We start from the raw sequence: 24,563 nt of genomic DNA, 5'->3' as shown, positions 1-24,563 counted from the left end.
ATTGTCAATAATTACTTAGTTAGCTTGTTATATAAATCATCCCCTTAGTATTAATCTTCAGCCAATGCTTAGTATACTAAGCATTGACTTTTCATTTGGAGGTATATCACAACCTTAAGCTACTTTTTCCACTTTCTATAATCTTTACAGCTAAAAAAGCAGTTATACATCCCACAATTCCAAGGAAAACAAATGCCTTGCTTAAATTGAGGGCATCTCCTAATATTCCAACAACTACAGGCCCAAAAAACATCCCAAGACCGTATATTGACTGAAAAAATCCCATTGCGGTAGCTCTCCTGTCAGCACTAATATGCTTTATGCTTAACCCCATAAGCAGTGTAAAGGATATTCCTCTTCCAAATCCTGCAATGGCTTGTGTAATCATAAGTAAGACCAGATTAGTTGTAAAAGGAATAGTGATAGTTAGTACTCCCATTATTAAAAAACCCAATACTACCATTGGTTTTTCACCAAACCTTTTAGCCAGGTATATTCCGCCAAATAGTGATGCCAAAGCGCTAGGTAATGATGAGAACACTGTAAGGAGTCCCATATCAAAATTATTTGCTCCAATAGTCTTTGCAAAAACTGGAGTAAAACCAAAAACTGTAGAGAAAGTTAATAGCTGTGACAATATTGCCAAAATGGATACTGCTATCAAATTTCTGTCTTTAATAACTCCACCAATCTGTTTTAAAGTTATCTTTTTAGAATTCTCATCAAAATTATCTACAATAAAAAAAGAAGCTATTAGGCCTACTGCACCAATGACAGCTCCCAATGCAAAGGTTGAGCTTACGCCTATCCTTTGAGCAAAGAAGCCTCCAAGAAGCATGGCAAGCATTTGTGCAATTCCATTAAGAAAATTTATTATTCCTATAGCCTTAGTTGCTTCATTATGCTTGTAATATGAGGTAAACAGCACGGTAAAATCTACCCAAGTGGCTGCAGCTGCACCTGCAAGGGATCTAAAAATCAAAATCCATGTAAGATCTTTTGAAATAAACATTCCGAAGGAGCTTATAAAGGTAAAGGCCAAACCAAAGGTTATAAAAAGCCTTCTTTTGTGGAGCCTGTCCGAAGCAATCCCTAAAGGTATTCTCATACACATTTGAACGAAACCATAGGATCCAAGTATAAGCCCTGCCATTTTATGAGACCCTCCAAGCTGTTCCACATATACTGCTAAAACCGGCACATATGTATACATTGCAAACCAGAAAGATATTGTAACGAAATAAAATAAAGGTATTCTAAAATTTTTCTTATATGTCTCAATATTTTGCATAGTAAATCCCCTGTCTTCTTATACTCTTTTTTAACATTTGACCCAATACAATTATATCATTTTTATGATTCAATGGCTAAATATACCCAAAAGAACTATAAGCAGAAAAATCCACCTATAGTTCTTTTATAAAGTTAGCTAAACTTAGTTCTCATATGAAAGTGAAACTTGAACCAGATGGGGTTTCAAACCCACCTGATTCCTAGTTGAACGAATCCAGACGTAGCCGCTATTTACTCCCACTTTAGAGAAGATGGGAGTATTAGAGCGGGTAGTCATCGGATAGACTAATATTTCTTTATTCTATACCTTCAGCAGCCCTAATTACTTCTTCAGCTGCTAAGGAACATAATCCTGCTAAGTCTTCTACATGAAGTTCTTTAACTGCAGAACAATCATAAAGAATAGTAGCATCTGCTGGAAATTCATCATCTGCTAACCACAGACCAAATACCATAGGCACATTTGGTACTACGGTAATTTCTATACCTACATCACCAACATTAACTTTTTTTCCGCCTAACTTAATACCAGCTTTTAAAAAAAGATCTCCTTTATGACCAAAAAATTCAACTAATCTATCTATACCAATCTGTGCAAATCCCTGATAAGCATGGCCAACTCCTTCTAATTCTCTAAATGGCACCCACTTGTTTGTCAAACTGCTATTAGTAGCGCGATATAGATAGCTCAAAATTAGCATCTTATGAATCAGCATTCTATTTTCATTCATAGATATATCCTGATCTTTGCCATCTTTTAGAACAATATTTCCATTTGGATAAGAAATTATATATTCTTTGTTGAAATAAGTTAACGTAAACTCTTTTTTTTCAGAATTATAATAAGCTCTGCTTTTGTTAGCTACCTCTTCTGGATTATATTTTATAAATTCTTTACGCAAATTTTCATAACAAAGCTTATAATTATTTTCCTTTCCTTCCTTCATACTAAAATCCCTCCATCATTAATTTTTTCATATCTCTCCCCGATTTCTTTTACACCGTTTTTCTTATAGATATTTTACTGTATTATAAAAGTCCTTTAATTCATGTTTTACTTCATCAGAAAGACTATGCCATCTAATTCCTTGTATTGCTCCTTCTAAGGCACATAATCTGTTAATGCAAGCTGAACTGTCTATAGCTTTAATGTCTAACCAAGCCTGCTTACTTCCAATTTTTTCTAATTGCTCAAAATTTTCTATTCCCACCTGATTAAGTTGTGCTTCTAATTTACTACCTATATTAGGCAATTTAGATAATTCCCCCATTAACTTTTCCCCCTTTAACACAAATACTAATGACCCTTTTTAAATTAATTTTACCATATAAAAATTATACCATGCTTCTTAAATTATGGGTTGAAGTTTACTAAAATACTTTTTTTCCATCGTTAGTAAGAATGTTTGCCTGTTCCTTTATATCATTAAGCATTTTAATAATATCTGATGATATTTCCTCTGCTCTTTTAGCATTATTTACGGCTCCAATTTTATCTCCTGACTTAATTTTATCAATTACTACATGTCCAATTTTATGTAGTTCAATATGTATCGAATCTATTTTATCCCACACGCCTCTAATATTTTCTTCTTTAGGTGTTAATGATTGATAAAAGTGTCCCAATCCACATTTATGACCATCTGTTTGTAATGGCTGTATTTCCATTTTATCCGCCATAGTTTTAACGGTATTAACCCAATTAATATGAGCTGTAATTGCATTTTCCATTACCTTTACAAAAGTATCATTATCCATTATAAAATCATTTTCATAGTAAAGTTCATTATTCAATTTTGCTAAATTTGAAATATCTTCTTCAATTTTCCCTATGGAGTATCCCATATTTTCAAGCTCTATTGCTCCATTATATAATTCAGCTGATATATTATTAACATTATTAACATCCTCATTTAATGTATTAATTTCCTCACTTATTTGTTCTATAGAGGCGCTTATTTCCTGTGATGAACTAGCAATTTGAACAACATTACTTGATACTAACTCAATTCCCTCATTACTCTTTTTAATGTAATTGGAAATATCGCTAATAGAATCATTCATATTAGATATTGCTGTTTTAGTCTCAAAAACACTATCCTTACTTTTTGAAGAAGCGTTTTCTATATCATTCATCAAATTGTTCATAAAAGTAAGTTGATCTTGAGTAACGTCAGCAAGTTTTCTTACTTCTTCTGCTACAACAGAAAAGCCCCTGCCGTGCTCTCCAGCTCTTGCAGCCTCTATACTTGCATTTAAAGCTAAAAGATTTGTTTGTTCTGCTATTTTTTTAATACCATCAACTGTACTTTTCATATTTACTATCAGCTGTAATAGATTATTAATATCACCTTCCATAGATAAAGAATGATTTAGCACTTCATTTTTTAAATTATTTACTTTATCTAAGGATTTGTTGTTTTCTTCATTTAAAGTTAAAAGAGAATTAGCTTGATTAGCTATCTCTTCTGTTGAGGACGCATATTCCACTGCACTATTAGATACTTGAATCATATTTTGATTTACTTCATGTATTACATTTGTAATATTTTCTGTATGAATTTTTAAATTTCTTGATTTAGATTCTAACATAGTAGATTGATGTTTCAATTTAACATTGAATGTACTAATACTAATAGATGCATCAATAACACCCTTTATCATTGTTTTTACTGGGGATGATATTTTACTTATAGTTTTAAACTTATGTTCAATGCTTTTGATAATATCCTTACTACAAACTGAATATTTTTCTAATGTTTTTTCGATATTCTTGATTTTTATTTTTCTTTCAAACATCATTTTTCTCCTAAAAAGTAATTATAAAATCCTTATAAATATACCATAAAATTCATTATAATGCTATTTATTTCCTAGGTCCTTTGTGATTAATTAGTATCAAACTGCAGATTAAATCTGACACAGAATTTTTATTAAACTGTAACCGGATTGTAACATAAAAGTTTTATGATATAAACATACCAAACAACAACTTATAAAAAAATTCCTGATCTAAGATTAATAATTTTTTTATTTAATGATTGACATAATTTAGATTATCGTTTAATATTAAAATATAATCAAAAAATTCACAATTATATGTAGTTTAAATAATATCTTTTATTTTTTAAACTATAGAGTCGCATAACTGGCGGAAGTGGAGTTTACCACAGGGAGTGTGACTTATAAAGTAAAAATGTCGACCGCCTGGGCAAATGTCCAGGGGGTCTTATGCTTTTTGACAGACTTACAAACATATGAAGTGGAAACTTGAATCAGATGGGGTTTCGTCTACGACCCGGGGCTTTGCCCGTTAAATGCCATTTAGGCATTTAACCCTCACCTGATTCTTAGTTGAACGAATCCAGGTACGTAGCTGCTCGCAACGTAAACTTTGGAGAAAAGCAGAGAGTCCAAATCTCTGATTTGGTGCGAATCGCTTTCACACCGTGCGATGGGAGTATTAGAGCGGGTAGTCATCGGATAAAAGGACTTATAGTCGATTTAGTTATTGACAACGTTTTCACAACAAGAAACTAAGTTAAAATTGTGGATGATGAAAAGTACATATCTGAAAAATATAAATGAAGTTGCACACCTTGGCTTCATACATTATAAAGATACTATAGGAAGCTATAAATAGAGTTAACCAATCTCCTTAGGATTCCAATAAGGAAATCTCTTAGGAGGTAAAAAATATAAAATAAAAAGAGATGGGGGATTTTAAAATGAGTTTTAAATCAGATATCGAAATTGCACAGGAGTGTAAACCACTAGACATTAGGGAAATAGCTTCAAAAATAGGTGTTTCCGAGGACGACATAGAGCTTTACGGAAAATACAAGGCTAAAGTAGATTACAACTTATTAAAGAAAACTCCGGGAAAAAATGGTAAACTTATCCTATGTACAGCGATCAACCCAACACCTGCTGGAGAAGGTAAAACTACTACATCAATAGGTGTAGCTGATGCTTTATCAAAAATAGGAAAAAATACAATAGTTGCATTAAGAGAGCCATCCTTAGGACCAGTATTTGGTGTTAAAGGTGGAGCTGCTGGTGGTGGATATGCACAGGTTGTTCCAATGGAAGATATTAACCTACACTTTACTGGTGACTTCCATGCAATTGGAGCAGCTAACAATCTATTGGCAGCAATGATAGATAACCATATATATCACGGAAATGCTCTAGACATCGATCCAAGAAGAATAGTTTGGAGAAGATGTGTTGACATGAACGACAGACAATTAAGATTTGTTGTTGATGGTATGGGCGGAAAAGCTAACGGAATGCCAAGAGAAGATGGATTTGACATCACTGTTGCTTCAGAAATAATGGCTATTTTCTGCTTATCAAGTAGTATAACTGATTTAAAAGAAAGACTTGCTAGAATAGTTATAGGATATACAAGAGCAGGAGCTCCAGTAACAGCTGGACAAATAAATGCTCAAGGTGCTATGGCAGCATTACTTAAAGATGCATTAAAACCAAACTTAGTTCAAACTCTTGAAGGAACACCAGCATTTGTACATGGTGGACCATTTGCAAACATAGCTCATGGATGTAACTCAATAATGGCTACAAGAATGGCTACACACTTTGCAGATTATGTAGTTACTGAGGCAGGTTTCGGTGCTGACCTTGGAGCTGAAAAATTCTTAGACATCAAATGCAGAATGGCTGGATTAAAACCAGATGCAGTAGTTATAGTTGCTACAGTTAGAGCATTAAAATACAATGGTGGAGTAGCAAAAGCTGACTTAAATAATGAAAACTTAGAAGCTCTTGAAAAAGGACTTCCAAACTTATTGAAACATGTTGAAAACATAACTAAGGTATTTAAATTACCAGCAGTAGTTGCAATAAACGCATTCCCATTTGATACAAAAGCAGAATTAGATTTAGTTGAAGCTAAATGTAAAGAGCTTGGTGTAAATGTTAAGTTATCAGAAGTTTGGGCAAAAGGCGGAGAAGGCGGAGTAGAAGTTGCTAAAGAAGTAATAAGATTAATCGAAGCAGGAGAAAACAACTTCCAATTTGCTTACGATGCAGAACTTCCAATAAGAGAAAAAATAAGAGCTATAGCTCAAAAAGTTTACGGTGCAGATGATGTTTTATTTGCAGATCAAGCTAACAAAGAAATTGATGAGTTAGAGAAGAATGGGTTTGGAAAAACTCCAATATGTATGGCAAAAACTCAGTATTCTTTAACTGATGACCAAACTAAACTTGGAAGACCAACAGGATTTACTGTAACAGTAAGACAGGTAACAATTTCAGCAGGAGCAGGTTTTGTTGTTGCTTTAACTGGAGCAATCATGAAGATGCCAGGACTTCCTAAAGTTCCAGCAGCTGAGAAAATTGATGTTAATCAAGACGGCGTAATAGGTGGATTATTCTAAACAATTTTAGATAAATAGCAATAGCTTATAATATACCCACTTCAAAATATGAAAAGCAGGTGAAGGTTTTTATCTTATCCTGCTTTTTTTACTCACTCAAATTACTGTATGGGATACTCCTCTACCCCCTCATCAATTGCGTCTGTATAAGCTTGAGGGTTATCTGTTATAATACCGTCTACTCCTAACCTTATAAACTTAGCCATATCATATTTACTGTTTAATGTCCAAACATGAATTTGTTTTTTATCCCTATGGATATCATATATAAGACTCTCTGTTATAATTGAGTCTTTTAAACTATATATATCAATCCATTTTGATGGTTTATAATTAAATCTTGAAGACACAATTAAGCTTGTCCTAATTTTAGGATTTAAAGTTTTAACCTTAACTAGAGCATTGTAATCAAAGGACGTTACTATACTATTATCCAAGAAATCATTTTCCTCAATAAGCTTTACCACTTTATTTGGTAAATCATAATTATTTTTATACATTTTCAACTCTATATCCAGCTTTATCTTTCCCTTAGTTATCTTCATCACTTGTTCTAATGTGGGTATTGTTTCCCCTTTATATCTTTTAGAATAAACGTTTCCAATATCTATATCTTTTATTTCTGAATAATTTACCTGTGACAACTCCTTATCTATGCCTGCTGTTCTCTTTAAACTTTTATCATGTAAAAGAACAGGTATACCGTCTTTTGTTTGTTGGACATCAAATTCAGCATAATCTGACTTATTTTCTGCTGCTAACATTATAGCTTTTATCGTATTCTCAGGTGCATCAATACTATATCCTCTATGTGCTATTACTTTTGGAGTTGCTTCTTCTGATTTGACTTCTTTATAATTGTAATCCAAGCTTATTACACAGAATATACAAACCATACTGATAAAAATAGCTATCTTATTTATACCCCTCTTCACATTAATCACCCCTCACAAATAAGTACCCCTTAATAATTCTTACAATTCTAAAATGTATCTCTATTTTAAATATACTACAAACTGTAACTTAAAGGATATGGTTAAATTATGGTAATTACTTTATCAACATCTTTCTTCACAACACCAGATATCTTATCCAATAATTTCATTAGATTTGATTTATTATACTTAAACGACTCTAGGCTTTTTATGATGGGTTTAAGAGGACAAAAAAAAGCTAACACTTCATCATTAAGCATTAACTTTTTTATTGATACCTCAACGTTTATTTTAGAAAGAAATATAAATATCTGGTACACTCTAAATTACATTTTTATTCTTTTAAGATTTCGTCTAATTCCTTAATTGACTCCTCATCCTTTAAGCGGAACTTAAACAACACTCTACGGGACTTATCACCATTTACTGTACCATCTGCATTTTTAATTAATCTGCTGTTAGATTTACCATTTGCCGTAATTAAAGATCTTAGACTTTGTTTTTTTGAATCATCTATAACCTTAAAATCACTGCTCAATATATAGTTTACAATACTATTTGCCCTTTTTTGTGATAGATCCATATTATAGTTATACTCCCCTACATCATCTGTATGTCCCTCAATAACTATTTCCGAAATAGAATCACTATACTTAGGTGAAAGAAGTACCTTTACATACTGAGGTATAAATTTATTAAGGTTATCTTTAAATTCTGGCTTTATATCTGATTTATTAAATTCAAATAGAACATCACTGCTAAATATTATATCTCCAGTTTTCTTATCAATATCAATATCTAATCCTGCGCTTTTAAAGGTGTTTCTCATATCTTCAATAATACTTTGTCTTAACCCAATAATCTGTTCAACCCTATGCTTTGTTGCGTCTATTTCTCCCTGTTTTATTATGTTACTATAAACAAGAAATAGAAGTATAAATAACAATATAGTGCTCAGTAGATCTGTAAAGGTACGCCATATATTTCCATCCTCTTTGCTGGTCCCTATTAATTTACTATATTTTGTAAACATCTTATCACACCTTTATAATTACTCTGGTGAGGATTCAATAGAATTTTGTTCCTTACTTTCGCTGATTGAACTAGCTAAATTGTTTATAGTTGCTGCAGTGGAACTCATTAAATTATTCTGCTCATTTATACTATTAGTTAGTTGAACTATATTACTAGACAACATATTCTCATGTTCCTCTAAGTACTCTTTCATGCTATCTTTAATTTCGGAGTAGATTCTGCTCTGCTCTTCATTTTGACTGGTTAAATAATCCCGAATCCCTTCCATATTACTATTAATTGCATTATATCCATCTAAAACTTCTTTCTGCCGTTTTTCCATATATCTAAAGTATAAGGATAAATCCTTAAAATTCTCATCCATGCTATTAAAAGAATTATTTGCTAGTTTTGTTTGTTTTATATATTCTCCATTAATATTGTCGCAGTACTGCAGCACATTTCCATACTTTTCACTCATGTCTAATATAAATTCCTTTTCTTTTTCAAATAGCTGAGATAACTTTAAAATATTTTTTGATATATTATTTGTAAACTTATCCGAAAATACCTTAAGAATAACATTAAAATCCGATACTTCACTTATGTATTTTAATCCTGTTTCATCATAAGAACTCTTAAATTCTTTAATAAAATCCATCTGTATCTCTGATATATTATTAAGAATTTTATTAAATCTTTCTTCCATAATAGATTCAAAATTACTAATGATGTTGTCTATATTATTTTTCTGCTTTTCAGCATAGTTATCTAACTCCTTAATATTAGATGACATACTATCAGTAAGTTTGTCTAACATTAATTTCAAATTACTATTTAATCTGTTCATTTGTTCCAAGTATATTTTACTTGAATCATCGTAAGAAGACTTGATTTGATCTAAAAAAGTCTTTTGAACATAATTTAAATCTTTAAGAGATGAGTAAAAGTCATCACTTAATTTACCTAATTTATCAAATATAGAACCATAGCTTTGATCCACTCTTCTCTGCTGGTGTTTTATATCATCTACACAACCACCTAAAAACTCTAATTTTTTGTCTAAATCATCCATTCCTTTCTTAAATATACTTATAAAACCACTGAAGCTTTTAAATAAAACTTGGAAACTTTCTACAGATGATTTTAGCTGTCCATTAAAGTTATTTATATAGGAAGTTGCCTGCTCAAATTGCTGTGAAAATATATAAAGTCCCTGTACTGAATCATACACCTCTTTTATTACCTCTATTGATTTATTCATCGCTATGCTAACATTTGAATTTAACTCATTTATTGTTCTGTTATTAGAAGAAGCTAAATTATTTGTATATAATATAATTGCTTCTTTTGACTCCTTTGCAACTTCACTAATATTAAAGTTTAAAGCTTCTATAGTTTTGTTGTTTGATTCAGAAAGCTTGTTTATTGCATTTTCAAAAGTTTCTTTTGTGCCATTTAAACAAAAGCAAATACTTTCTTTCATTTCATCAATTGAGTGTTGTGTAGAGTTAGATAACTTTTCCACAGCCTCAGTTATTTGACTAAATAATTCTCTTGAATATCTGTTGCGTAATTTGTTGTCCATATAGTTTTCTAATTTTGACACAATGCTTATAAGCAGCTGTTCTACATTAAATACTTTAGTGGCAACAGTAAGTATTAATGAGAAGGTTATACCTACTATACTTGCATTAAAGGCTACTCCCATACCTGATAATATAGGCCCAATCTTTGTAATATCAATAGAAATATCTCCCATTTTTAAGGAGTTTAATGACACAGTTAATCCTGTAAATGTGCCCAATACTCCCATAAGAATAAACACAGGTATGGTCATTTGTATTATGTGAACAATATTTATTAATGGGGTATTTACTTTTTTAAAAATTTTATACTTAGAAAAGTATGCTTCTATATAGGACTGAGTATTGACATGATTTGATGATTCTTTTATTAAATTCTCATATCTAGCTATTAAATCTTTAAAAGGCTTAAAAGACTGATTATCTATAGATTTATTAACTTGTACTAAATGTCTGTAAATTATAGTATAAAAAATTATATCTGCTATAAACAATATTATTTCAATGAAAAAAATGATAGTCCCTATTTTAGTACTAAAAATTCCTTTTATAAACAAAATTATGCTCAAATTATCCAACTTACTCACTCCCCTACTAATAAACGTATTATTACAACTTTATTCTTTTTATTTAAAATTATGCAACACATTTAATTACTTAATTTACAAAAGTATAAATTAAAAACAAAACATTGAATTTTTGGTTTAAAGTGGTATAATATAAACTAATTACTAAGAACGTTTAATAATATAATATTTCTATACGTTTTCTTTTGTTCTTTTATTAATTTTTTCTATTAAAAATTAATTTATAAAAAATGCAATAACATTTAATAACCAAAGTAGGGGGAAGATTATAATGAAGAAAAAATTTTTATCATCTATAATGGCTACATTTTTAGCTGCCACTTTTTTTACCGGTTGTGGCGGCAGCACTGCTACTTCTCAAAACAGTAACTCACCTAAAACTTTAATTTTTGCTCAAGGATCAGATCCTAGGGGATTAGATCCAGCCTATGTTGATGATGGTGAATCAGCAAAAGTAATAGTTAATGTATATGAAGGCCTTATTGCTTACAAAGAAGATTCAACTGAAATTCAGCCTTGTCTTGCAGAAAAATGGGATATAAGCGCTGACGGAAAGGTTTATACCTTTAATCTTCGTAAAAATGTAAAATTCCACGATGGAACACCATTTAATGCAGATGCGGTGGTTTATAACATACAGCGTCAAATACCACCAAAAGCAAAAGAGGATATGCCATATGCTTCTTTCACTTTTGGAGAAGTTAGTAAGGTAGAAAAAGTTGATGATTATACTGTAAAAATAACTTTAAAAGAGCCTTATACTCCTTTCTTAGCAAATCTTGCTATGTCTTTAGCTGCCCCAATGGTTAGCCCAACTGCTGCTAAAAAGTCTGGAGATAAGATGATGGAAAACCCTGTAGGTACAGGTCCTTTTAAATTTGTTAAATGGACTAAAAGTCAATCTATAGAATTAGAAAAGAATAATGATTATTGGGGTACTAAAGCAAAATTGGACAAGGTTGTATTTAAATTTATAAAGGAAAATTCTGTTCGTGCTAGTGAACTTATAGCAGGCTCCGTAGATGCAATAGATGGTTTAGACCCTAATGATATAAATAAACTAAAAGAAAGCAAGATGAATATATTTCAAAACAAAGGTATGAATATCAATTATTTAGGTTTCATGTGTTCAAGAGCACCATTTAATGATCCTAAATTAAGAGAAGCTCTTTCCTATGCTATAAATAGGGATGAACTTGTTAAGCAACTATATCAAGGTTACTCTGATGTTGCTAATAGTCCGCTACCATCATTTATTCCAGGATACAGTAAAGACGTTAAACCTTATGAATATAATCCAGATAAAGCTAAAGCAATGTTAAAAGAATTAGGTAAAGAAAACTTAAGTATTAAGATGATCACTTACTCAAATCCAAGACCATACAACCCTGTTAATGGACAAAAACTAGCAGAATCTGTACAAGCTTACTTAGCTAAAATTGGTGTTACTACTACCATAGATGTATATCCTTGGAAAGAATACAAAGACAAACTTGCTCAAGGTGAAGGTGATATGTTCTGCTATGGATGGAACGGTGATAATGGTGATGCTGATAATTTCTTATCCTTATTTGATTCAAAAGAGATTAAATCGACTTTAAACTCTGCAAAATATAGTAACACTCAAGTAGATCAATTGCTTGCAAAAGGAAGATCTACTCCAAATGGTGATGAAAGAAATAAAATTTATGGACAAATTCAAGATATAACAGCTAAAGATGCTCCTTGGATTCCAATATCCTATGCTCAATCTATGGCTGCGTACTCATCAAAGGTAATTAATTTTAAAGTTCACTCTACAGGTCCAATATTTTTTCAAAATGTAGATAAAAATTAGTTTAATTTTTAATTGCTATTTAATGAACGTTGTTCAGCACATAATAGTAATTACAAAAGACTAAAATACAACATTATTCACATACCGTAAAGTTCATATTATTATATATAAAGGAAATACCTTAAAGGTATTTCCTTTATATATAATAACATTAGTTTAATCGCTATGAGGAGGATTAAAAATGATAAAATATGTATTAAAAAGATTAACTCTTTTGGTACCTGTTTTAATTGGAGTATCCATAATAGTATTTGTAATTATGCATGTACTTACTTCTGACCCTACTTCTATAATTTTAGGTCAACATGCCTCTGCAGATCAAATTGCAGCTCTTCGTAAACAACTTGGATTAGACAATCCTTTATACATTCAATATTTAGATTTTTTAAAGGGACTTTTACATAGAGATTTCGGTAATTCATTAATAACTCAAACCTCTGTATGGAGTGAGTTAACTACCCGTTTACCGGCTACCGTTGAACTAGCCTTCACTGCCATAATAATTGCTTCTATAGTAGGAGTAACTATAGGTGTTATATCTGCTATAAAACAAAACTCTATAGTAGATTATATAAGTATGTTAGGTGCTCTTCTTGGAGTTTCTATGCCAATATTTTGGCTTGGGCTTATATTAATAGTAATTTTTTCATTACAGCTTCATATACTACCTGTCTCTTCAAGAATACAAGTAGGTATGGAACCAGTCCATATTACAGGCTTCTATATATTAGATAGCATATTTACAGGAAATATGGCTGCTCTTCAAGATTCCATAAAACATCTAATGCTTCCAGCCATAGCTCTTGCTGCATATTCTACTGCCATAATAGCCCGTATGACAAGATCTACTATGCTTGAAGTTATAGGCCAGGATTACATAAGAACTGCACGGGCAAAGGGCCTTGGTGAAAGAAAGATCATAATAGGACATGCTCTTAAAAATGCTTTTATACCTATAATAACAGTTATAGGGCTTCAACTTGGATCTCTACTTGGTGGCGCCGTGCTCACTGAAACGGTATTTGCATGGCCTGGTATAGGAAGCTATACCATAGAGGCTATTTTAAAATCAGACTACCCTGTAGTACAAGGAGCAGTAATGCTTATGGCTGTTATATTTGTCAGCGTGAATCTTTTAGTAGACTTAATTTACGGCCTATTAGACCCTAGAATTAAATATTCTTAACCTTGTGAATGGAGGTATAAAAATGGAATATGAAACATCTAAAGAAGTATCGCAGAATGAAAAAAATAAAAGTAATTTTTCCTTTTTTAAAAATACTTTTGAAATAATTTTAAAAAATAAAGCTGCTACTTTAGGGCTTTGCATAATATTGTTTCTAGTACTAGTATCCATATTTGGAAAACTGATTATGCCTTATAATCCTTATTTAGGAAGCTTATCTGATAGTTTAAAGCCACCCTCATCGTCTCACTGGTTTGGAACAGATGAGCAAGGAAGAGATATATTAAGCAGAATAATAGATGGTACAAGAATATCTCTTAGGGTAGGCATAATTTCAGTGGCTATAGCATTATCCTTAGGTACTATTTTTGGTTCTTTAGCTGGATATTATGGCGGTAAAATAGATTTAATAGTAATGAGATTTATGGACATGATCCTTGCTTTCCCTTCACTATTACTAGCTATAGCTTTTATGAGTGCTCTTGGAAAAGGTATTGATAAAGCCATAATAGCCATAAGTATAGTTACTATACCTGAGTATGCAAGAATAGTTAGAGGTTGCATATTATCTGTAAGAGACAGTGAATATGTACAGGCTGCTAAAGTAATTGGAAATAATGACTTAGCTATAATATTTAAACACATATTACCTAATATAATGTCTCCTATTATAGTTAGAGCAACTTTGGGAGTATCTACAGCTATCCTTGAAACTTCAGCTTTAGGTTTTTTAGGACTTGGAGTTCAACCTCCTTATGCTGAATGGGGAAGTATGCTTGGCTCTGGTAGAGGGTATTTCTTTAATGCACCTTATTTAGTATGGTTTCCAGGAATCGCCATTACAGTAACAGTATTAGCATTTAACCTTTTTGGAGATGGACTGCGAGATGCATTAGACCCTAAATTTCGTAAGTAGTTAGGAGGTAGCTGTTATATGTTACTTGAAGTTAAGAATTTAAAGACCCAATTTAAAGTAAAAGGCGGATTAGTTAATGCTGTAGATGGAGTAGACTTCGATATAGAAAAAGGTGAAGTAGTTGCAATAGTTGGTGAGTCCGGCAGCGGAAAAAGTGTAACTTCTCTTTCTATAATGGGGCTTATTCCAGACCCTCCTGGAAAAGTAATAGATGGAGAAATCCTATTTAACGGAGAAGATTTACTAAAAAAAAGTAAAAAAGAAATTCAGCAGCTAAGAGGAAATAAAATATCCATGATATTTCAGGAGCCCATGACTTGTCTTAACCCAGTATATACTATAGGAAAGCAAATATCGGAAGCTCTTATAAAACATAAAAATATGAACAAAAAGGATGCTCAAAAGGAAGCTGTAAAGATGCTTGAGTTAGTTGGTATACCTTCACCAGAAAAAAGAATTGATGATTTTCCTCATCAACTCAGCGGAGGAATGAGACAACGTGTTATGATCGCCATGGCTCTTGCTTGTAATCCAGAACTTTTAATTGCCGATGAACCTACTACCGCTTTAGATGTTACTATACAGGCACAAATACTTGACCTCATGCTTAAATTAAAAGAAAAATTTAATACTTCTATAATGTTAATAACCCATGATTTAGGAGTAGTTGCTGAAGTAGCTGATAGAGTCGTAGTTATGTATTGTGGAAAAGTAGTTGAAAAAGCTCCTGTAAATAAATTATTCGAAAACCCAATGCATCCATATACTATAGGTCTTTTAAATTCCATTCCAAAAATAGATGAGGATAGAGATAGATTGTTTATGATACCTGGTACTGTACCTAATCCCCTAGAGATGCCAGAGGGTTGCGCCTTTAGTGATAGGTGCCATAAATGCATGGCTATCTGTAAAGAATCTATGCCTCCACTATTACAGCATAAGGATAGGCAAGTACGATGCTTCTTATATGAGCAGAAAGGGGAAGATTAGCTATGGAAGCTTTATTGCAAGTTAAAAATCTAAAACAATACTTTCATGTAGAAAATGTATTTTTATCCCAAAAAAATTCTTATGTAAAAGCAGTAGACGATGTTTCCTTTGACATATATAAGGGGGAGACTTTAGGTCTTGTTGGTGAATCCGGTTGTGGAAAATCTACTACTGGAAAGATGCTTGTTAATCTTTTAAAGCCAACTTCTGGTGAAGTCATCTTTCAAGGACAGGATATATGTAACTTAAAAGGTTCTAAAAAAAGAAGCTTATCTAAAGAAATACAGATTATATTCCAAGATCCTTATGCTTCTTTGAATCCACGAATGACTATTGGTGATATAATTGCTGAACCTATGAAGATAAACAATATATGTCTAAAAGGAGAAATAGAAAAGAATGTACTAAGACTATTAGATTGTGTTGGTCTTTCGTCTTACCACAGAAACAGATTTCCACATGAATTTAGCGGTGGACAAAGGCAAAGAGTCGGTATAGCAAGGGCTCTTGCAGTTAATCCCAGTCTTATTATATGTGATGAACCAGTATCTGCTCTTGACGTTTCTATCCAAGCTCAGGTGCTTAATTTGCTGAAAGATTTACAGAAGGAATTTGATTTAACTTACTTATTTATAGCTCATGGTCTTAATGTAGTAAAACATATAAGCGACAGAGTTGGAGTTATGTACCTTGGAAAGCTTGTAGAGTTAGCTGATGATAAAAATTTATACAGTGATCCTAAACATCCTTATACTCAAGCTCTTTTGTCCGCTATTCCAGTTCCTGACCCTAAAAAGAAAAAGAACAGAATTATATTAAAGGGCGATGTACCAAGCCCACTAAATCCTCCGAAGGGATGCAGATTCCATACTAGATGTTTTAAATGTATGGACATATGTAAGGAAAAGGAACCTCTGCTAAAGACTTTAGATAATAGTCACCAAGTAGCTTGCCATTTGTATTAATAAATATGAAACTTGAATAGAATAAAATAAAAAAATTACTTAAGTTCAGGAGGGCTGATCTTAAGTAATTTTATTTTAGGGTTTAGGGCTTAAAATTTATCTCAAACTATAATTATATATAGCAATTCTTATGCCAATGTTATAACCCCGAAAACTTGTGGTAAGATTGTGAATTTTCTCAATTTGATATAAAATCGATCTCAAATTGAGATTTTTTTCTCATTTTTGATACACATTAACTGGAATTAATGATTTTTTATAAAAGAGAAGGAAGGAAATTTTTCATTGTTTCCAATTCTATAAAAATTTTAAATTTTAAATTCAGAAATGTTTATTTTTAATTCATCGGCACTTTCTCTAGTTTTTAGTACATGTTCCAGTACATCATTAGACTTATCATTAACATCTGATATTCTGTTTGCAATATCTGTTGTGCCTCCCGCTCCTTCATTAGCTGCCATAGCTACTCCATCTATAGTTTTTAATATATCACTTATGGATGCTAAAAGTTCTTCTGATGTTGAACTGAAATCTTCTAAAAGACTATCTACAAATTTAGCATCATAACTATATTTGTCTGCTACTTCCATCATTGTTTTATAATCCTTATCAACATCTGTGGACATAAACGATAAAAGATTATTGGAATGTTCCGAAAGATTTTTTACCGCTTCTGTTACTTTACTTGTTATATTCTGTATTTCAACTACTGCATTTTTTGATTCTTCTGCAAGCTTTCTTATCTCTTCTGATACCACTGCAAATCCTCTTCCTTGTTCACCTGCTCTTGCTGCTTCAATAGCGGCATTTAATGCGAGAATATTTGTCTGTTCTGTTATTTGCATAATGGCTTTTGAAAGAATATTTATCTGCTCTACTACTTTTGACTGCTCGATAGCTTTTTCAAGTTTATCTTTGGTATTTACAAATATTTCATGAGCTTTCTCTTGGGATACTTTCACTCTTTCCTTTGTTTCCTCAGCTCTTTTATTTATTTCTCCTGCCTGCTCTGCTCCTTTTTGTGATTTTTCTGCTATAGAGTGTACCGCCTTTTCTATTTCCTGCGAGGTAGCTGCCATCTCTTCTGAAGAAGCAGCTGTTTCCTCCATAGCTGCTGATACTTCTTCCGTTGTTGCAGATACTTCTTCAATATTTACATTTAAATCAAAGATTTCATTTTTCACCATCTCTACTACATTTTCTATGTTTTCTGCACTATTGCTTACCTTTTCTATCAATGGTTTTAATGACTCCTGAAGGTTGTAGATAGCTCTGGAAATACTACCAATCTCATCTTTTCTCTTCATGAACTTATCAGAAATCTTAGTAGTAAAATCTCCACTAGATATTACTCCCAGTTGACTTAAAACAATTCCAAGAGGTACTACTATATTTCTTGTGATGACTAGTGATATTATAAATGCTATAATAATAGAAAATATAATTATTGAAAGAAACAAAAATATTGTATTTCTGTAATCAGTGTCATTTTGAATTTTGGTTTTATCTGCAAGCTTTACATTATATTCTGCTAAACCTTTCAAATCATTTTGAAAATCATCAGCTGAACTTTCAATGGCAACATACTGTTCTAGTGCCTCTTTTTGTTTCCCTTCCAATGCAAGCTTTAGTACTTCATCTCTTCCTGATCTATATTTCTCTAAGTTATTTTCCGTTATCATTATTGACTTTTTTGAAAATTCATCCATTTTTATGTTTTTATACTTACTTAAATTTTCATTAAATTCTACTTTTCTTTTTTCAATATCCATCATTTTTTCGTTTTGTTTCTCTTTATTATTTACATTTATAATAATATAATAAATATCTGCCTCAATGGCTCTGGCATGAGCACGACTATCATTTAAATACTCAATTGCAAGAAGCCTATCCTTATACATAGAGATCATTTCATCATTATCCTTCTTTAATTCAATGCACCCAATGATTCCAATTAAAAATATTAATGCTAGCAATGACACTGCAAGTATTCTTATCTTATTACCAAATTTAATGTTATCTATCATTATACTCATTCACTCCCTATAAGCTGTCGTTAATTATATTCAACAACTGTTTTTAAATCTGATTCTTTTCCCAGGAAATTTTGTATATAAAAATGCCAACAATTAATGTTAAATTAATTGTTGGCAGGGTGCACCACTAACTCTAAACTTCCCAGGTGCCCATATATAGGAAATTTTTCATCGCTTCCAACTCTATAAAATTTTAAAATCTTATATAAATTAAGTAGAAGTACATCCATACTATTAAGAATTATACACATATATCCAAATGTAGAATAGTGTCAAATGTCACAAAAAACCGTGAAATTTTTATTGTAATATTAAAAACTTCACAGTTTTTATAAATATATAGAAAGTATTTTTTCAATAAGCCTTACCTATAAATAAAACTTTACTGCTGTTACAGCCAATTGAGTTCTGCTATTAAGCATAAATTTTGAAATTAGAATTGAAACCACATTTCTTACTCTTCCTTCAGAAATATTAAGTGCTACCGCTATTTCTTCATTTGACATTCCTTCAGCTACCAATTCAAGAACACTCTTTTCTCGATTTGTGAGCTCATTAAAAATGCTGTTTATCTTTATTTGTTTTTCCGAGTTTATTTTATTCATTTTATCTGAATTATTTGAAATATTAATACTATATGCATTTTTATGAACAAAACTCAAACCTTTATTTATACATTGTATTGCTAATATAAGTTCTTCTGCTCCTATATCCTTTAGCACATACCCATCTGCACCATTTTTAATTGATTTCATAATATTATCCTCATCTCCTATTGAAGATAAAACAAGGATCTTTACTTTTTTATTTTCCTCTCTTATTTTCATTATCGCATCAATACCATTTAGTTCAGGCATGATAACATCCATCAAAATAACATCTGGTTTGCATTTTTTACACATTTCAATAGCTTCAAGTCCATTACAAGCACTGCCAACCACTTCAAAATCACTATTCTTTTCAATAATCATTTTTAAACATTCTCGTACAATTCTCATATCATCAACTAATAAAATCTTAATCATTTTTTTCCTCTCTCAGGTCTCTTTTGCTAAGATCCATATATAAATTAAAATATATATTGTTTATATCCTTAATCCCAATAGTACATAACTCTAGATTTTGTAATTTGGATTTTTTTTCTAACTCAAAACAAACTTTAGCTAATTCTTGTATACGAAGATTGCTTGCTGCACCTTTAATACCATGTGAAATTCTAGTAACCTCCGAATAATCCTTATCATATAGAGCATTTTCCAAATCATCTAGTAACTTAGGCATTGTTTGTATAAAATCCATCAATAGCTCTTCTGCTATTTCTTTGGTAAAATTCAATTCACTAACAATTTTTAATACTATATCGTGAAATCTCAGTGTAGTTTTTTCTGCAATTGCTTTTTTTATTTTTACTTGGTTATCAACATATTTAGATAGTATAAGCTTCAGCTTATTAATATCAATTGGTTTACTTAGATAACCGGTCATTCCGGCCTCAATACATTTTTCTTTATCACCTTTCATTGCATTAGCAGTCATAGCGATAATGGGTATATATTCTTCACTTAACTCTCTGATTAAAAGTGATGCTCTATAACCATCCATCATAGGCATTTGGCAATCCATAAAAACAATATCATACTTTTTACTCAAACATTTTTTCACAGCTAACCTACCGTTCTCAACACATTCACAAGAAAAACCTTCATTATGTAATATTTTAATTAATAATTTTCTGTTGATCTCATTATCCTCAGCAATTAAAACAGATAGAGGATTTTTATATGTGTTTATACGTCTTTTTTCGTACTTCTTATTATCTGTATATTTAGTTTCAGAATTACTATTTATTGCAAGTAATTTCCTTGCATTATCTTCAGTGCTATTAATAACTAACATATCATCATCTTCACATCTTAATAATTCTATATAAAAAGAGAATTTTGACCCCTTCCCCAATTCACTTTTAACTTTAATTTTTCCATTCATCATCTGAATAATTTTCTTAGTTATAGATAATCCTAGTCCAGAACCTCCATACTTTCTAGTAGTTGATGCATCTGCTTGTACAAAGGGGTTGAATAATTTTTTAATATTATCTTTTTCAATGCCAATTCCATTGTCTTCAACAGCTACCCCTATAATCACCTTATCACTATTATCACTTATTTTTTTTACAGTTATACTTATATTCCCTTCTTCTGTAAACTTATTTGCATTACTTATCAAGTTATTAAATATTTGTTTTATCTTTATGTTATCACCCTTAAGTTTTAACGGAACATCAGAATGTATTAATAAATTAATACTATTTTTTTTACTATTTACTGATGGCTGAAATAATAAAACTACTTCCTCAATAATAGTTTTTAAATTAATTTCAGTCTCCTCTAATCCCATCTTACCAGACTCAATCTTTGAAATATCTAAAATATCATTAATAATATATGTAAGATTTTCAGATGCATTTATTATGTCATTTAAATAACTCCTCTGATCATCATTAAGCTCTGTTTCAGCTAGAAGTCGTAAAAAACCTATAATTCCATTCATTTGTGTCCTAATTTCGTGGGACATATTAGCAAGAAATTGACTTTTCAACAAATTCGCAACTTCAGCTTCCTTTTTTGCATTAAATAATTCCTGTTCCCTTATTTTTCTGTCAGTAATATCATGAGCTGCTGCATAAATGCGATTATTAAAAGCAATCGATCTCCACTCTATCCATCTATAGTCTCCATTTTTACTGCGATATCTATTCACAAAATTAGATATTATTTTACTTAAACTTAAGTCCTTCATAGCTTCTTTAGTACTTTGTATGTCTTCATTATGGATAAAATCCATAAATTTTCTTTCCTCTAACTCCTGTAACGAATAACCAAGTGCTTCTTCCCAATGTCGATTTAACTTTAAAAACTTGCCATCTAAATCTGCTATACATAATAAATCTAAAGCTACATCAAAAAATACATTTAACTCCTCTAATTTGTTTTTTAGCTGCTGTTCTGCGTATTTACGCTGTGTTATATCTGTCATTACCGTGAGAAAAAATTCATGCCCTATATAATTTAATAATTCACCAGAAAATAGTCCTGTGAGTTTATCACCATTTTTTGAGTAGATTTCCAATTCCTCGTTTTTAATACTCCCCTTATTAACGATCTGTTTTTCCAATTCTTTTTTGCGAATATAATCAGGAAAAAGATTTAATTCATACGTTGTTTTCCCAATAATTTCACTTCTTTCATAGCCAATTTTCTCAACAAAAGCTTCATTAATTTGCATTACTTTGCTACTGCCAATTTCGGTTATAACCATTGGACATGGATTACTTTCAAAAAGTTTTTGAAATTTATCATGCTCAGCTTGAACTAAGGATAAGTCTTTTGATAATCCATAAATAACATCTTTATTATCCCATTTTCCAAACCAAACACGAGTTTCTACAGGAAGTAACTTATTATCTTTCCTATTTAACGGAATTGGGCATATACTTAGCTCTTTTTTTAGCATTTTTAAAAGTATTATTTCAGCTTCTTTTCTATACTGTTCTGGATGTACATCAAGTATATACATATTTTTTAATTCTTCACTAGAATACCCTAGCTTTTCTGATACTGCTGTATTTGTATAAATAATTTTTCCATCAAGTGTTCCCACAAAAATCATTTCATGAATAGTTTCAAAAAAACTTCGAAAGTTATTTTCACTGTCCCTAAGTTTTTTTAATATATTTACATTTCTTCCGATATATTTTTTTAATTTAATTTTGTTTTGTTTATAATGACGGCTAATCACCAAAACCCACCTTTCAGCTCATATTTATTATATACTAGTAATTTTTGTGTTACAATTTAGATACTAGATGAATTTCTCGAATATTTAAGAAATCCGTCATCCATATTTAACTCTATATCCCCTATTTCGTTTAAATATTCAACGTTAGACCTTAACATTCTTTCTATTAGAGCATATTTATATCTGCTTTTTACAGGAATATTAAATCTTTTGACAACCTCCTTAAGAATTTCTTCCATTGTCATAGCATCATCTATTATAGCACATACCCTTTCAGCTCTATTTTTATAGAAATTTATATTATCACTAATAAGCTTTGTAATATCATTATAGATACCTTTGTGCGCCACCACATACTCACTGCATTCTAAATCATAAAGCTTTGCTTTACTTTTCAGATCCTCTCTCAGTATATAAGCATAGGGCATCTTAGCTCCTGCCATGACTTCATAACTTATGAGAGCATCTGCTATATAGGCAACATCATCAGGAGTAATAATACACATGTGGGAAGGACTATGCCCTGGTGTATGAAGAATTTTGAATTTAATACCGCATACATATATTTTATCTTGCTCATTGGAAATCATAATATCCGTTTCACAAACCATATGTCCAAAATGCTCTGTAACCTCAGTCAATGTTTCATTGCTATAATAAACCTTTAGAGTTACCGTAGAGCTACATAGGAGAGCTTCATAGGCTGACATAGCGATAACGCAGTTATATTTATCCTTTAAATATTTATTATTTCCTACATGGTCTATGTGAGCATGACTACATATTATACCAACTACTTTAAAGTTGTTTTTTTCTAAGAGTTCGTCTATGCCTTCTCTCTCCTTTTTCCATCCTGAATCTAACATAATAATCTCTTCATCATTGATTTTATAAAAAGGTATATATGTCATACCAGTATCAATACAAAATGTATTTCCTTTTACATTTTTTATCTCCATTTTCTTCAACCCCTTTACTGCTAGAACACCATCAACTTTATTCTAATAATAAAATTATAACATAAGTTAGACCTTCCAATACATCTTACTAAGGTAGTATGCTAAATATAGTTAACTTAGTTATTTTTAGGGGGAATATGATGAAAAGAGTTGATGAAAGAGATACAATGTCGGCTAGAGCTCAATATAAAAAAGGAAGTGAAGACTATGCGGATTATTATAGTAGAAATCCCGAAAAGAAAGCTATCGATGATAGTATAAGACAAAGACCCAATCTCTGTAGTGAAGGCACTAATACTTATAACCCATTAAACTCTCCTATGGCAAGTTGCGCCTTTGAATTTTTAGAGGATATAAGGCATTTATCTGAAGGCAAAGTAAATCCTGAAAAGGTTCAAGGGAACAAAAATATTATAACTAAAAGAATAAAGGGTCTCGCTAGAAAGTATGGTGCAAAATTAGTAGGAATAACAGAACTTAAAGATTATCATTTTTATACCCATAGAGGTAGACTTGAAGATTTTTGTAGCCTCTGCAAAAACTGTGCTTTTACATGTCCTTCTGAATCTATTTCAAATGAACCTGAAAAAGAAAGTAATGGGCATTTAAATTGGATTATTGAACAGGAAACCTGCTACATTAGATGGAGACAATATGGAACTGACTGTGGTATTTGTATATCCAGCTGTCCCTTTAGTCAGCAAATGGAATCAATAAAAGCTGTAGATACTTTTAAGGATAATGAGGCTGTTATTGCAACTGTTCTTGGTGAATTCAGGAAAAAATATGGTACAAGGCCCTTTGTCCCTGGAAACCCAGATTGGCTTCGTTAAATTATAGGCTACTTATGTTTATCTAGCCTCTGATGACTCCAGCTACATTACTGGTCAGACTATCCATGTAGATGGAGGTAGCTTCCTAGGATCTTGATTTTTACTTATAAATTATGTTTTCTAATCACTAAAGTACTATTGCAAAATGCATAAAAGCACTATATAAAAACAAAAGCTATGGACAATAGAAAAAAATGATATGCTCTCCTTATAGAAACAGTTT

The 24,563-nt window shown here is 31.2% G+C and carries 18 protein-coding genes, 1 pseudogene and 2 riboswitches; of the genes and pseudogenes, 8 read left to right on the top strand and 11 right to left on the bottom strand.

Annotation, left to right across the window (positions count from 1 at the left end; translation table 11 throughout):
• Positions 1–106: 106 nt before the first annotated feature.
• The 4 genes from CLMAG_RS10160 to CLMAG_RS10145 all read right to left on the bottom strand — a co-directional run bounded on the left by CLMAG_RS10160 (position 107) and on the right by CLMAG_RS10145 (position 4,092).
• On the bottom strand, positions 107–1,291 hold the full coding sequence (locus CLMAG_RS10160; protein WP_066621705.1) for an MFS transporter: 1,185 nt from the start codon (positions 1,289–1,291) through the stop codon (positions 107–109).
• 298 nt (positions 1,292–1,589) lie between these two features.
• Positions 1,590–2,240 (bottom strand): DUF3786 domain-containing protein, encoded by a 651-nt coding sequence (locus tag CLMAG_RS10155; RefSeq protein ID WP_066621704.1) that lies wholly within the window; start codon positions 2,238–2,240, stop codon positions 1,590–1,592.
• A 63-nt stretch (positions 2,241–2,303) separates the two neighbouring features.
• Positions 2,304–2,564 (bottom strand): TfoX/Sxy family protein, encoded by a 261-nt coding sequence (locus CLMAG_RS10150; protein WP_066621703.1) that lies wholly within the window; start codon positions 2,562–2,564, stop codon positions 2,304–2,306.
• Positions 2,565–2,664: 100 nt separating this feature from the next.
• Positions 2,665–4,092: a methyl-accepting chemotaxis protein gene (locus CLMAG_RS10145; RefSeq protein ID WP_066621701.1), complete on the bottom strand. Its 1,428-nt coding sequence runs from the start codon at positions 4,090–4,092 to the stop codon at positions 2,665–2,667.
• 335 nt (positions 4,093–4,427) lie between these two features.
• Positions 4,428–4,513: riboswitch (ZMP/ZTP riboswitch) on the top strand.
• Positions 4,514–5,021: 508 nt separating this feature from the next.
• On the opposite strand from CLMAG_RS10145, the gene CLMAG_RS10140 reads away from it, so the two are divergent.
• On the top strand, positions 5,022–6,698 hold the full coding sequence (locus CLMAG_RS10140; RefSeq protein WP_066621699.1) for a formate--tetrahydrofolate ligase: 1,677 nt from the start codon (positions 5,022–5,024) through the stop codon (positions 6,696–6,698).
• A 101-nt stretch (positions 6,699–6,799) separates the two neighbouring features.
• Here the strand turns inward: CLMAG_RS10140 and CLMAG_RS10135 are convergent, their stop codons facing one another.
• From CLMAG_RS10135 to CLMAG_RS10125, 3 genes are all read right to left on the bottom strand, one after another.
• A complete protein-coding gene (locus CLMAG_RS10135; RefSeq protein WP_082831871.1) occupies positions 6,800–7,633 on the bottom strand; it encodes a glycerophosphodiester phosphodiesterase in 834 nt (277 codons plus the stop codon).
• 334 nt (positions 7,634–7,967) lie between these two features.
• On the bottom strand, positions 7,968–8,666 hold the full coding sequence (locus CLMAG_RS10130; protein WP_066621697.1) for an OmpA family protein: 699 nt from the start codon (positions 8,664–8,666) through the stop codon (positions 7,968–7,970).
• Positions 8,667–8,684: 18 nt separating this feature from the next.
• Complete coding sequence (locus CLMAG_RS10125; RefSeq protein ID WP_066621695.1) at positions 8,685–10,811, bottom strand: MotA/TolQ/ExbB proton channel family protein; 2,127 nt, start codon at positions 10,809–10,811, stop codon at positions 8,685–8,687.
• A gap of 280 nt (positions 10,812–11,091) precedes the next feature.
• On the opposite strand from CLMAG_RS10125, the gene CLMAG_RS10120 reads away from it, so the two are divergent.
• The 5 genes from CLMAG_RS10120 (at position 11,092) to CLMAG_RS10100 (ending at position 16,714) form a co-directional block, all read left to right on the top strand.
• Positions 11,092–12,657, top strand: coding sequence for an ABC transporter substrate-binding protein (locus CLMAG_RS10120; protein ID WP_066621693.1), 1,566 nt, complete (start codon positions 11,092–11,094; stop codon positions 12,655–12,657).
• A 181-nt stretch (positions 12,658–12,838) separates the two neighbouring features.
• Positions 12,839–13,843, top strand: coding sequence for an ABC transporter permease (locus tag CLMAG_RS10115; protein WP_066621692.1), 1,005 nt, complete (start codon positions 12,839–12,841; stop codon positions 13,841–13,843).
• Between the two features lie 22 nt (positions 13,844–13,865).
• A complete protein-coding gene (gene nikC, locus CLMAG_RS10110) occupies positions 13,866–14,759 on the top strand; it encodes a nickel transporter permease (RefSeq protein WP_066621690.1) in 894 nt (297 codons plus the stop codon).
• 18 nt (positions 14,760–14,777) lie between these two features.
• Positions 14,778–15,749 (top strand): ABC transporter ATP-binding protein, encoded by a 972-nt coding sequence (locus tag CLMAG_RS10105; protein WP_066621688.1) that lies wholly within the window; start codon positions 14,778–14,780, stop codon positions 15,747–15,749.
• A gap of 2 nt (positions 15,750–15,751) precedes the next feature.
• Complete coding sequence (locus CLMAG_RS10100) at positions 15,752–16,714, top strand: ABC transporter ATP-binding protein (protein ID WP_066621686.1); 963 nt, start codon at positions 15,752–15,754, stop codon at positions 16,712–16,714.
• A 308-nt stretch (positions 16,715–17,022) separates the two neighbouring features.
• Here the strand turns inward: CLMAG_RS10100 and CLMAG_RS10095 are convergent, their stop codons facing one another.
• The 4 genes from CLMAG_RS10095 to CLMAG_RS10080 all read right to left on the bottom strand — a co-directional run bounded on the left by CLMAG_RS10095 (position 17,023) and on the right by CLMAG_RS10080 (position 23,507).
• On the bottom strand, positions 17,023–18,741 hold the full coding sequence (locus CLMAG_RS10095) for a methyl-accepting chemotaxis protein (protein WP_066621683.1): 1,719 nt from the start codon (positions 18,739–18,741) through the stop codon (positions 17,023–17,025).
• A 113-nt stretch (positions 18,742–18,854) separates the two neighbouring features.
• Positions 18,855–18,938: riboswitch (cyclic di-GMP riboswitch) on the bottom strand.
• A gap of 180 nt (positions 18,939–19,118) precedes the next feature.
• A complete protein-coding gene (locus tag CLMAG_RS10090; RefSeq protein ID WP_066621681.1) occupies positions 19,119–19,775 on the bottom strand; it encodes a response regulator transcription factor in 657 nt (218 codons plus the stop codon).
• A complete protein-coding gene (locus tag CLMAG_RS10085; RefSeq protein ID WP_066621676.1) occupies positions 19,768–22,548 on the bottom strand; it encodes a PAS domain S-box protein in 2,781 nt (926 codons plus the stop codon). The genes CLMAG_RS10090 and CLMAG_RS10085 overlap by 8 nt, the downstream gene beginning before the upstream one ends.
• A gap of 56 nt (positions 22,549–22,604) precedes the next feature.
• Positions 22,605–23,507 carry an MBL fold metallo-hydrolase gene (locus CLMAG_RS10080; RefSeq protein WP_066621674.1) on the bottom strand — a complete coding sequence of 301 codons (903 nt, stop codon included), beginning with the start codon at positions 23,505–23,507 and terminating at the stop codon, positions 22,605–22,607.
• 140 nt (positions 23,508–23,647) lie between these two features.
• Between CLMAG_RS10080 and CLMAG_RS10075 the strand changes: the two genes are divergently transcribed.
• Positions 23,648–24,340, top strand: coding sequence for a 4Fe-4S dicluster domain-containing protein (locus CLMAG_RS10075; protein ID WP_066621672.1), 693 nt, complete (start codon positions 23,648–23,650; stop codon positions 24,338–24,340).
• 16 nt (positions 24,341–24,356) lie between these two features.
• Positions 24,357–24,437, top strand: a pseudogene (locus CLMAG_RS33625) (SDR family oxidoreductase); the annotation flags it as partial.
• Positions 24,438–24,563 lie beyond the last annotated feature (126 nt).

The sequence above is a fragment of the Clostridium magnum DSM 2767 genome, from assembly GCF_001623875.1.
GTDB lineage: Bacteria > Bacillota > Clostridia > Clostridiales > Clostridiaceae > Clostridium_AM > Clostridium_AM magnum.
This window is presented reverse-complemented; position numbering and strand designations above follow the sequence as displayed.

Excerpts from the sequence above, each read along its gene's own strand:
- CLMAG_RS10145 (WP_066621701.1), bottom strand. The coding sequence starts at position 4,092 with ATGTTTGAAAGAAAAATAAAAATCAAGAATATCGAAAAAACATTAGAA.
- CLMAG_RS10100 (WP_066621686.1), top strand. The coding sequence starts at position 15,752 with ATGGAAGCTTTATTGCAAGTTAAAAATCTAAAACAATACTTTCATGTA.
- CLMAG_RS10105 (WP_066621688.1), top strand. The coding sequence starts at position 14,778 with ATGTTACTTGAAGTTAAGAATTTAAAGACCCAATTTAAAGTAAAAGGC.
- CLMAG_RS10150 (WP_066621703.1), bottom strand. The coding sequence starts at position 2,564 with ATGGGGGAATTATCTAAATTGCCTAATATAGGTAGTAAATTAGAAGCA.
- CLMAG_RS10140 (WP_066621699.1), top strand. The coding sequence starts at position 5,022 with ATGAGTTTTAAATCAGATATCGAAATTGCACAGGAGTGTAAACCACTA.
- nikC (WP_066621690.1), top strand. The coding sequence starts at position 13,866 with ATGGAATATGAAACATCTAAAGAAGTATCGCAGAATGAAAAAAATAAA.
- CLMAG_RS10155 (WP_066621704.1), bottom strand. The coding sequence starts at position 2,240 with ATGAAGGAAGGAAAGGAAAATAATTATAAGCTTTGTTATGAAAATTTG.
- CLMAG_RS10090 (WP_066621681.1), bottom strand. The coding sequence starts at position 19,775 with ATGATTAAGATTTTATTAGTTGATGATATGAGAATTGTACGAGAATGT.
- CLMAG_RS10080 (WP_066621674.1), bottom strand. The coding sequence starts at position 23,507 with ATGGAGATAAAAAATGTAAAAGGAAATACATTTTGTATTGATACTGGT.
- CLMAG_RS10160 (WP_066621705.1), bottom strand. The coding sequence starts at position 1,291 with ATGCAAAATATTGAGACATATAAGAAAAATTTTAGAATACCTTTATTT.
- CLMAG_RS10075 (WP_066621672.1), top strand. The coding sequence starts at position 23,648 with ATGAAAAGAGTTGATGAAAGAGATACAATGTCGGCTAGAGCTCAATAT.
- CLMAG_RS10120 (WP_066621693.1), top strand. The coding sequence starts at position 11,092 with ATGAAGAAAAAATTTTTATCATCTATAATGGCTACATTTTTAGCTGCC.
- CLMAG_RS10130 (WP_066621697.1), bottom strand. The coding sequence starts at position 8,666 with ATGTTTACAAAATATAGTAAATTAATAGGGACCAGCAAAGAGGATGGA.
- CLMAG_RS10095 (WP_066621683.1), bottom strand. The coding sequence starts at position 18,741 with ATGATAGATAACATTAAATTTGGTAATAAGATAAGAATACTTGCAGTG.
- CLMAG_RS10115 (WP_066621692.1), top strand. The coding sequence starts at position 12,839 with ATGATAAAATATGTATTAAAAAGATTAACTCTTTTGGTACCTGTTTTA.